This is a genomic window from Microbacterium sp. LWS13-1.2 (assembly GCF_040144835.1).
GTDB lineage: Bacteria > Actinomycetota > Actinomycetes > Actinomycetales > Microbacteriaceae > Microbacterium.
This window is the reverse complement of record NZ_CP151632.1, coordinates 2,737,995-2,748,408: the sequence shown is the minus strand read 5'-3', so window position 1 is coordinate 2,748,408 and position 10,414 is coordinate 2,737,995. Positions and strand designations below refer to the sequence as shown.

Here is a 10,414-nt window from a genome sequence, read left to right as displayed (position 1 = left end):
CACGTGACCTCGGCCAGCCTAGGGGCTGATCAGCGGCCGTTTCCAGCCCTTTTTTGGTGTGACGAGAGTGAATTTTGTCGTGTGCGGGACGATCGCAGAGGCGGGGGGATGGCGCGGGCCACGGCATCCCGCCACGCCCTCGGTAAGCTGGACGGCATGTCGAAGGTCCTTCAATCCCTGCCCGTCGGCGAGCGCGTCGGCATCGCCTTCTCAGGGGGCCTTGACACCTCCGTCGCCGTCGCGTGGATGCGCGACAAGGGCGCGATCCCGTGCACCTACACCGGCGACCTCGGCCAGCCCGACGAAGACGACATCGACGCGATCCCGAGCCGCGCGCTCGAATACGGCGCCGAGGTCTCACGGCTGGTGGACTGCAAGCCGGCGCTCGTCGAGGAGGGCTTCGGCGCCCTCGCGTGCGGCGCGTTCCACATCCGCTCCGGCGGCCGCACCTACTTCAACACGACGCCCATCGGCCGCGCCGTGACCGGCACGCTGCTCGTCCGCGCCATGAAGGAGGACGGCGTCGACATCTGGGGCGACGGCTCGACCTACAAGGGCAACGACATCGAGCGGTTCTACCGCTACGGGCTGCTCGCCAACCCCGCCCTGCGCATCTACAAGCCGTGGCTCGACGCCGACTTCGTCACCGAGCTCGGCGGGCGCCAGGAGATGAGCGAGTGGCTCGTCGAGCACGGCTTCCCCTACCGCGACTCGGCCGAGAAGGCCTACTCGACGGACGCCAACATCTGGGGCGCGACGCACGAGGCGAAGACGCTCGAGCACCTGAACGTATCGCTCGAGACCGTCGAGCCGATCATGGGCGTGCGGTTCTGGGACCCGTCGGTCGAGATCGAGACCGAGGACGTCACCGTCACCTTCGAGGCAGGCCGACCGGTCGCCCTCAACGGCGTCGAGATCGCCGACCCGGTCCAGCTCGTCTTCGAGGCCAACCGCATCGGCGGCCGCCACGGCCTGGGCATGAGCGACCAGATCGAGAACCGCATCATCGAGGCGAAGTCTCGCGGCATCTACGAGGCGCCGGGCATGGCGCTGCTCTTCATCGCGTACGAGCGCCTGGTCAACGGCATCCTGAACGAAGACACGCTGGCCACGTACCACGAGCAGGGCCGCCGCCTCGGGCGCCTGATGTACGAGGGCCGCTGGCTCGAGCCGCAGTCGCTCATGCTGCGCGAGTCGATCCAGAAGTGGGTGGGCTCGACGATCACGGGCTCCGTGACCCTGCGCCTGCGTCGCGGCGAGGACTACACGATCCTCGACACGAGCGCCCCGCGCCTGTCGTACCACCCCGACAAGCTGTCGATGGAGCGCGTCGGCGACGCCGCGTTCGGCCCTACCGACCGCATCGGCCAGCTCACCATGCGCAACCTCGACATCGCCGACTCGCGCGTGCGGCTCGAGCACTACGCCGCGGCGGGCATCATCGGCGGAGCGACCGGCGAGCTCGTGGGCCACCTCGCGCAGGGCGAGGCCGGCGAGATCACCGAGCACGCCGAGGAGTACAGCGCCGAGCGCGAAGAACTGGCCGAGGCGACGGATGCCGCGAACGAGGCATCCGCGTTCGACCTGGGAACCGACTGAGCGTCTCTTCGGACCGCGGTCGTTGAGCGAGCGACGAAGGAGCGAGACGAAACGCGCCTGACCTTGCGAAAGGTCTGGCGCGTTTCGTCTTCGGGCGCCAGAGCGCCCTCCGCTCAACGACCGCGCGGATCTAACTTGCACAGTGTTGTGCAAGATAACTATCGTGGAGGCATGACCTCTTCGATTGATGCTGCGCGCCGTCCGCGGCGGGACGCTCTCGAGAACCGCGCCGGCATCCTCGCCGCGGCGCACGTCGCCCTCGCGCACGACCCCCGCGCGTCGGTCGACGCGATCGCCCGGCAGGCGGGCCTCTCGCGACGGGCCCTCTACGGGCACTTCGACGACCGCGACGCGTTGGTGCGCGAACTCGTCGCCCAGGGCGCGGCGAGGTTCAACGCCATCGCGGTCGCGATCGACGATGCCGACCCGCGCGTCGCGCTCGCCCGCCTCGCGGGAGCGCTGTGGAACGAGGCGTCCCACGTGCAGGTGCTCGCCGCGATCGCCCTCGACGAGGCTCACCTCGAGGAGACGGCGACCGCGCTCGCTCCCCTCCGCCGGACCGTCGTGCGCATCGTGCGCGAGGGTCAGGACGCCGACGTGCTGCGCACCGACGTCGCCGCCCCCACGCTCGCCCGGCTCGTCGAAGAGACCGCGCGCACCGTCATCACCCGCATGGACGCCTCGTCGCCGAGCGCGGGCGCCCTCGCCGTGCGGGCCGTGCTCAGCATCGCCGGACTCTCGTGGCGCGAGGCCGCAGCGCTGCTCGAGGATCATCCCGACCTGCTCGCCCCGCCGGCGGCCGCCACCGCCGCCGAGGCGGCGACGGAGTGAAGGTCGAGCTGGATGCCGTCGGCAAGGGCCGCCGCGAGCACGCACTTCCCGTGACCTCGGCCGTCTTCGAGTCGGGCCGCGTCACGCTGGTCGCCGCCGAGACCGAGCAGCGGCCCACCGTGCTGGGCCTCATCGCATCGGGCCGGATGCGGCCCGACACCGGTCGTGTCGCCATCGACGGGCGCTCGGCGGCCGCCCGCCTGCGCCGGCGCGTCGCCCTCGTCGACGCCCCCGAGGTGTCTGAGCCGGAACCGAACGTCACGCTCGCCGGCGTCGCCGCCGAGGAGCTCATGTTCGCGGGCCGCCGGTCGGACCCGATCGCGGTGCGGCGCTGGCTCGACGAGCACGCGCTCGGAGAGGCGGCATCCGTCCCCGTCTCGAACGTGGATCCCGCCGACCGCGTGCGCGCGCTCTGCGAGCTGGCCGTACTGCGCAAGGGCATCGAGGGCCTCGTGCTCGTCTCGCCCGACCGTCATGGCGGTCCGCCCGCCGCGTGGTGGGCGATCGCCGAGGACTTCGCCGCTCGCGGCCTTGCGGTGCTCGTGATCGCCGGCCAGGCCTCGCAGTCGGCGCTCGTCGAGAGAGCGGCGGTCGTTGAGCGAGCTGGCGAGTCGAAACGCAGAGACGAGACGCCCGGGATCGCGGGCAGGCCACGGCTGCGCCGCTTCACCGCGCCGTCGAAGGGTGGCCGGGTATGAAGGTCCCCCAGATGATCCTCGCTGAGCTCCGGCGCCTCGCCTCGACGCGCATGTCGCTCATCGCGCTGATCGCACTGATGGTCGTGCCGATCCTCTACGGCGGCCTCTACCTGTGGGCGAATCGCGACCCCTACAGCCAGCTCGACGAGGTGCCGGTCGCACTCGTGGTCGCCGACACCGGTGCCGAGCTCAACGGCACGGAGCGCAACCTCGGCGACGAGGTCGCCCAGGAGCTCATCGAAGACGGCACGTTCGACTGGCACCTCGCCACCGCCGACGACGCGGACGCGGGCCTCGACGATGGCGCCTACGACTTCGCGATCGAGCTGCCCGCGGACTTCACCGCTGCGATCGCCTCCATCACGACGGGCGAGCCGCGGACGGCCGACATCGTGCTGCACACGAGCGACGCCAACAACTACCTCGCCTCGACGATCGGCACGCAGGCGGTCGAGCGCATCCAGACCACGATCACCGAGAAGGTCGTGGCCGAGGCGGGTCTCACCATGCTCGACGCGCTCGACACCATCCGAATCCAGCTGACGGATGCCGCCACCGGCGCCTCTCAGCTGGTGGACGGTCTCGCGCAGGCCGGCGACGGTGCCGGGCGGCTCTCCGCCGGTGCCGTCCAGCTCGCCGACGGAACTGCGCAGCTGCGCGACGGTGCCACCCAGCTCTCGACGGGTGCGGCTCAGGTCGCGGACGGTGCGAGCCAGGTTGCCGGCGGCACCGCGCAGCTCGACGCGATCGCGGACCGGATCGGCGCGGCATCCTCTGATGCGGTCTCGACACTGCCACAGGTGCGCGACGGCATTGCCGCGACGCTCGCCGAGGCGGGTCTCGACCAGACGCGGATCGAAGAGGTCCTCGCACAGCTGGATCCCGTCGGCGAACGGCTGGACGCGGTCGACGATCGCGTGCAGGGCGCCGTCGCCGAGATCGGCCGGCTGAACGACGGAGCCCAGCAGGTGTCGGCGGGCGCCGCGAGCGTCGCCGCAGGCTCGGCGACCCTGGCCACGGGCGCGGCGACCGCCGCCGACGGCGCCGCGCAGCTGCGCGACGGGGCAACTGCCCTCGACGGCGGCCTGACCCAGCTCGAGGACGGCGCGACGCAGCTGCGCGACGGACTCGCCGACGGTGCCGCCCAGCTTCCCTCGTTCGACGCCGCGACCCGCCAGGCGCAGGCCGGCACGCTGGCCGCGCCCGTCGAGATCGAGCGGTCGTCGCTCACCCGAGCCCAGAACTACGGCGCCGGCCTCGCGCCGTTCTTCGCCGCCCTCGCCGGCTGGATCGGCATCTACGCGCTGTTCCTGATCGTCAAGCCCGTCTCCAAGCGCGCGGTGACGGCCCTGCACTCGCCGATCCGCATCACACTCGCGGGCTGGGCGACCCCCGCCCTTCTCGGCGGCCTGCAGATGGTCGGGCTCTTCGGGGTGCTCGTCCTCGCGCTCGGCTTCTCGTTCGCGCATCCGCTGGCGACGCTCGGCATCCTGGTGCTCGCCAGCGCCACGTACGCGGCGATCGTGCTCGCGCTGAACGTCTGGCTGGGATCGGTCGGGCAGTTCCTCGGGCTGGTGCTGATGGTGCTGCAGCTGGTGACCGCGGGCGGCACGTTCCCCTGGCAGACCCTGCCGGCACCGCTGGCTGCGCTGCACCACGTGCTGCCGATGGGCTACGTCGTCGACGCGATGCGCCAGGTGATGTACGGCGGCAGCGCCGACCGGGTGTGGCTCGACCTCGCCGTGCTGCTCGCATGGCTCGTCGGCGCCGGCGTGATCGCCGCCATCGGCGTCACCCGCATGACGCACTTCCGCACGCTCCGCGACCTGCAGCCGAGCGTCATCGGCTGACGGATACCGGGCGGGCACCCGTCGGATGGTTCGCAACAGCCGATCCCACGGCAAAAGCGAGTGCGATTCGGCGTAGGACGCGGGTCGGGGTTAGCATGCGGAGCGGTGCCTGTGCTACCCGAATGCACAGGGACCGGATGCCGCGGTGCCTGGCACCGCGTTCCCCCCAACCCTCGCTCGGAAAGCCCTTCAATGCCGAAGCCCCAGCCCTCGCCCTACGCCGTCGACGACACCGCTCCCCGTCGATCCGTGGGGCGGACGGTCGGCATCACGCTCTTCAGCATCCTCGCGGGCATCGTCGTGCTCGCCCTCATCGCGGTCGGCTTCGTCGCGTACACGGCGCAGCGCTCGTTCCCGCAGCTGAGCGGCGAGGCGACGGTGCCTGGCCTCGAGGCGGAGGTGACGGTGCAGCGCGACGTGCTCGGCATCCCGACGATCACCGCCGACTCGTCGCACGACCTGTTCTTCGCGCAGGGATACGTGCAGGCGCAGGACCGGTTCTGGGAGATGGACTTCCGCCGGCACGTCACGAGCGGGCGCCTCTCGGAGCTGTTCGGCGAATCGCAGCTGGGCACCGACAAGTTCCTGCGCACGCTCGGCTGGCACGCCACCGCCGAGCAGGAGGTCGAGGCGCTCACCGCTGCCGAGCGCGCGTACTACGAGGCCTACGCCGACGGGGTCAACGCGTACCTCGCCGAGAACCAGGGGGCCGACGCGTCGTTCGAGTACGCGATCCTCGGCCTGCAGAACCCCGACTACCAGATCGAGCCGTGGACGCCGGCCGACTCGGTGGCGTGGCTGAAGGCGATGGCCTGGGACCTCCGCAGCAACATCGAGAACGAGACAGAGCGCGCCGTCCTGGCGGCCGACCTCACCGAGGCGCAGATCGACGGCCTCTATCCCGCCTATCCCTACGACCGGAACCCCGTGATCGTGCCGAAGATCTCGACGGTACCGGCTGTGGGCACGGCACCCGACCTCGCCGCCGAGGGCGAGGACGAGGGTGACGGCGGCGATGCCGAGGGTGACGCCGCGGGGGACGCGGCCCCTGCCGCCGCCGTCGAGTGGAGCGAGGCCGACACCGTGCTCGACGCGGTGAGCGACCTCGTCGGCGACGCGGGCGAGGGCATCGGCTCGAACTCGTGGGTCGTGTCGGGCAGCGTCACCGACACGGGGATGCCGCTGCTCGCGAATGACCCCCACCTCGGGGCATCGCTGCCGAGCGTCTGGCACCAGATCCAGCTGAAGTGCTCCACCGTCACCGAGGAGTGCCCGTTCGACGTCGCAGGCTTCGGCTTCTCGGGACTGCCGGGCGTGGTCATCGGCCACAACGGCCGCGTCGCCTGGGGCTTCACGAACCTCACCACCGATGTCACCGACCTTTACCTCGAGAGGATCGACGGCGACTCGTACTGGTACGACGGCGCGCTGGTGCCCCTCGAGACGCACACCGAGACGTTCAAAGTGGCCGGCGGCGAGGACGTCGAGCTCGAGGTGCGCTCGACCGTGAACGGCCCGATCGTGTCCGGTCTCACGGACGACTTCACGGCGATCGCCGAGAACCCCTACACCGGCACGGCAGGCACGGTCGCCGCGCCGGCTGAGGCGCCGGACGGCGAGTATGCGGTCAGCCTGCGGTGGACCGCGCTGCAGCCCGGGACCACGGCATCCGCCATCTTCGCCCTCAACACGGCGAAGGACTTCGACGATTTCCGCGGCGCGGCCGCCCGCTTCGACGTGCCGGCGCAGAACCTGATCTACGCCGACGTCGACGGCAACATCGGCTACCAGACGCCCGGCAAGCTTCCGATCCGCGGTGCCGGCGACGGCTCGATGCCGCAGCCCGGATGGGACTCGGCGTACACGTGGCAGGGTTACATCCCGTTCGAAGAGCTGCCGGTCTCGTACAACCCCACCGAGGGCTACATCGTCACCGCGAACAACGCGATCGTCGCCGCCGACTACACGTACAGCCTCACGACGGACTGGGACTACGGCTGGCGCGCCGCGCGCATCGACGAGCTGATCCAGCGCGCGATCGCCAAGGGTCCGGTGACCGCGGACGACCTCAACGCCATCCAGGCCGACGACTACTCCTTCATCGGCATGCGGCTGACCGCGGCCTACGCCGAGATCACCACGGGCGATGACGAAACGGATGCCGCGCTCGACCTGCTGCAGGAGTGGGACGCCCAGAACGGCGCCGACTCCGCGGCCGCCGCCTACGCGAACGTGCTGTGGGACACCCTGGTCGAGAACGTGTTCGTCGACGGCCGCGAGAACGCCGCACCGCTCAGCGGCCAGGGCCGGCTGTTCCTGGTCATGGACGCCCTGCTCGACGACGACGCGTCGCCGTGGTGGACCAACGAAGAGCTGGGTGTATCGGGCATGACCGACACACTGAAGCGCGCGGCGATCGACGCGTACGAGCGGCTGGTCGACGAGCAGGGCGACAACCCCTCGCGCTGGAACTGGGGCTCGCTGCACGCGCTGCCCCTGATCAACGACAGCTTCGGCGAATCGGGCATCGCACCCATCGAGTGGCTCTTCAACCGCGGTCCGTACCCGGTCGGCGGCGGCTCGTCCGTCGTCAACGCGACCGGGTGGGACCTCGGCTCGAGCTTCGCGACCGTCACCGTGCCCTCGATGCGCATGATCGTCGACCTCTCGGACTTCGACGCGTCGCGCTGGAACCAGCTCACCGGCGAGAGCGGCCACGCCTTCCACACGAACTACACCGACCAGGTCGAGTCGTGGCAGAAGGCCGAGCTGACGCCCTGGGCGTTCTCTTCGAAGGCGGTCGACGCGGCCACGACCGACACCCTGGTGCTGACGCCCTGACCGGTCTCGACGAGCCGCCCTTCTCCGCAGGGTGCGGGACGTTTCGTCTCGCTCGTTCCTCGCTCGCTCAACGACCGAGCGAAAGGTTCCGGTCGTTGAGCGACCGAGGGAGAGGTTCCGGTCGTTGAGCGACCGAGGGACAGGTTCCGGTCGTTGAGCGAGCGAGCGCCAGCGAGCGAGACGAAACGCCTGAGGCCCGCGGCAAGCGGGGGTGAATCGATCGCGAGGCGCACCGCCGATCGGATCGGACCGCGATAGTAGGGTGCGGATTGCCACCGACGGCGAGGCTGGATGTCGAAGGAGGAACCGTGATCGCGATTCTCAATCAGGTCGTCGGGTACGTCGAGGACCATCTCACCGAGGACGTCGACGTGGCCGACCTGGCGCGGCGTCTCGGCACCACCGAGTACCACACACGCCGGATGTTCTCGTCGCTGGCCGGGATGCCGCTGTCGGAATACATCCGGCGACGCCGGATGTCCGTCGCGGCGGCCGACGTCGTGGGCGGCGATGACCTGCTCGCAATCGCGGTGCGCTACGGCTACGGCTCGACCGAGGCATTCGGTCGAGCGTTCCGGGCCGTGCACGGCGTCGGCCCCGGCGACGTGCGCCGGGACGGCGGTCCCCTTCGTACGCAACCGCAGCTCAGGTTCCGCCTGACCGTAGAAGGGAACACCCCCATGGACACCCGCATCGCAGAACTCTCCGACCTCCGGCTCGTCGGCCACGCCGCCCGCGTGCCGCTCATCCACGAAGGCGTCAACCCGCACATCCAGGCGCACATCGCCTCGCTCCCCGCCGACGAGCACCTGCGCCTCAAGGCGCTGAGCAGCGCCGAGCCCGCAGGGCTGCTGCAGGTGAGCGCCGACCTCGACCCCGACTACACCAAGGGCAGCGAGCTGACCTACCTGCACGGCGTCGCCGTCGGCGAGGCCACGACGGTGCCCGACGACCTCGACGTGATCGAGGTGCCGGCCGGAAACTGGGCGGTGTTCCGCACCTCGGGCCCGTACCCCGCTGCTCTGCAGGCGACGTGGGCCGCGACCGCCGCCGACTGGTTCCCGTCCAACCCCTGGCGGCTGCGACCGGGTCCCTCGATCGTGGCCATCCTCGAGCGCGCCGACGACTTCAGCACCGCGACGTCGGAGCTGTGGCTGCCGGTGGAACGCGCCTAGCCCTTCGCCGACGCGGCGGTCGTACCCTGGGTTCGGATGGTGCTCGGCAGGAGCGCGAGGACACGAGGAGGCGTCGAAGGTGGAGACCCGGCCGGTGCTGAGACGGATGCCGACATGACCTTCGATCCCGACGCCGGCGGGTCGACGCGGACGACGTGCGCCATCGTGGGCGGCGGCCCCGCCGGCCTCGTGCTCGGCCTCCTGCTCGCCCGGGCGGGAGTGAAGGTCACGGTGCTGGAGAAGCACGCCGACTTCCTCCGCGACTTCCGTGGCGACACCGTCCATCCGACCACCCTCGGCCTGCTCGACGACCTCGGCCTCTTCGACCGGTTCGACGCGCTGCCGCACTCGCGGATCAGCCGGGTCGTCCTGCCCGGACCCGCCGGCCAGGACGTGGAGATGGCCGACTTCTCGCGCCTGCGGGTGCGGCATCCGTATATCGCGATGGTGCCGCAATGGGACCTGCTCGACCTCATCGCCGATGCCGCTGCCGCCGAACCGTCGTTCACCCTGCGCACGGAGCACGAGGTGACCGGTGTCATCCGCGACGGCGATCGCGTGGTCGGTGTGGAGTACTCGTCACCGGCAGGTGACGGCCGGCTCCTCGCCGACCTCACGGTCGCGTGCGACGGACGCTGGTCGGTGGTCAGGCGGTCCGTCGGCCTTCCGGCGCGGCAGTTCCGGGTCGGCTTCGACGTCTGGTAGTACCGCGTGAACACCGCGGAGCCGCTCGGCGAGTCCCTGCTGCCGCGCATCGGCAAGGGGCGCGTCGCCATCGCGATCCCCCGCAGGGGCTACGTGCAGGTCGCGGCGCTCGGGCACAAGGGCACCGACACCGCGGTCCGCCGGCGAGGAGTCGAGGCCTTCCGCGCCGACACCGCGCAGCTCCTCCCCGAGCTCGCCGCAGACGTCGACGGCATCGCGTCGATGGACGACGTCAAACACCTCGACGTGCGCCTCGATCGCCTGCGCCGCTGGCACGCGCCCGGTGTGCTGTGCATCGGCGACGCGGCCCACGCGATGTCGCCCGTCGGCGGCGTCGGCATCAACCTCGCCGTGCAGGATGCCGCCGCCGCCGCCCGCATCCTCGCCGATCCGCTGCGTCGCGGCACGTCCCGGGGCTCCGCTCGCGAGGGCGATCGCGTGCTCGCGCGCGTGCAGCGCCGGCGGACGCTGCCTACGGTCGTGATCCAGGCGCTGCAGCGCTTCATCCACGCGCGCCTCATCATGCCTGCGCTCAGCGACGCAGGAGTCACGCCGCCGCGCCGGCTCATCCGACTCCTCGGTCGCCTGCCCGCACTGACCGTCATCCCCGCGTTCATCATCGGCGTCGGCCCTCGGCCCGAGAGGGCGCCGGCCTGGGCGCGCCGCCGCGCGAGCGTCTCGCGCTGACGGCGGCTCGCGCCCGAGGCTGCAGCTG

General features: G+C 71.0%; 6 protein-coding genes and 1 pseudogene. All 7 read left to right on the top strand.

The window, feature by feature from the left end; translation table 11 throughout:
* Positions 1–156 precede the first annotated feature (156 nt).
* The 7 genes and pseudogenes from argG (at position 157) to MRBLWS13_RS12880 (ending at position 10,386) form a co-directional block, all read left to right on the top strand.
* Positions 157–1,599, top strand: coding sequence for an argininosuccinate synthase (argG, locus tag MRBLWS13_RS12910; protein ID WP_349425755.1), 1,443 nt, complete (start codon positions 157–159; stop codon positions 1,597–1,599).
* A gap of 171 nt (positions 1,600–1,770) precedes the next feature.
* Positions 1,771–2,430 (top strand): helix-turn-helix domain-containing protein, encoded by a 660-nt coding sequence (locus tag MRBLWS13_RS12905; protein WP_349425754.1) that lies wholly within the window; start codon positions 1,771–1,773, stop codon positions 2,428–2,430.
* Positions 2,427–3,128, top strand: a complete 702-nt coding sequence (locus MRBLWS13_RS12900; RefSeq protein WP_349425753.1) for a hypothetical protein — start codon at positions 2,427–2,429, stop codon at positions 3,126–3,128. The genes MRBLWS13_RS12905 and MRBLWS13_RS12900 overlap by 4 nt, the downstream gene beginning before the upstream one ends.
* Positions 3,125–4,978: a YhgE/Pip domain-containing protein gene (locus tag MRBLWS13_RS12895; protein ID WP_349425752.1), complete on the top strand. Its 1,854-nt coding sequence runs from the start codon at positions 3,125–3,127 to the stop codon at positions 4,976–4,978. Before MRBLWS13_RS12900 ends, MRBLWS13_RS12895 begins: the two co-directional genes overlap by 4 nt.
* A gap of 192 nt (positions 4,979–5,170) precedes the next feature.
* A complete protein-coding gene (locus tag MRBLWS13_RS12890) occupies positions 5,171–7,819 on the top strand; it encodes a penicillin acylase family protein (protein ID WP_349425751.1) in 2,649 nt (882 codons plus the stop codon).
* Positions 7,820–8,127: 308 nt separating this feature from the next.
* Entirely contained in the window at positions 8,128–8,994 is an 867-nt protein-coding gene (locus MRBLWS13_RS12885) for an AraC family transcriptional regulator (protein WP_349425750.1), read from the top strand.
* Positions 8,995–9,030: 36 nt separating this feature from the next.
* Positions 9,031–10,386 (top strand): annotated as a pseudogene (locus tag MRBLWS13_RS12880) (FAD-dependent oxidoreductase).
* Positions 10,387–10,414: the final 28 nt, after the last annotated feature.

Excerpts from the sequence above, each read along its gene's own strand:
- MRBLWS13_RS12895 (WP_349425752.1), top strand. The coding sequence starts at position 3,125 with ATGAAGGTCCCCCAGATGATCCTCGCTGAGCTCCGGCGCCTCGCCTCG.
- MRBLWS13_RS12905 (WP_349425754.1), top strand. The coding sequence starts at position 1,771 with ATGACCTCTTCGATTGATGCTGCGCGCCGTCCGCGGCGGGACGCTCTC.
- argG (WP_349425755.1), top strand. The coding sequence starts at position 157 with ATGTCGAAGGTCCTTCAATCCCTGCCCGTCGGCGAGCGCGTCGGCATC.
- MRBLWS13_RS12890 (WP_349425751.1), top strand. The coding sequence starts at position 5,171 with ATGCCGAAGCCCCAGCCCTCGCCCTACGCCGTCGACGACACCGCTCCC.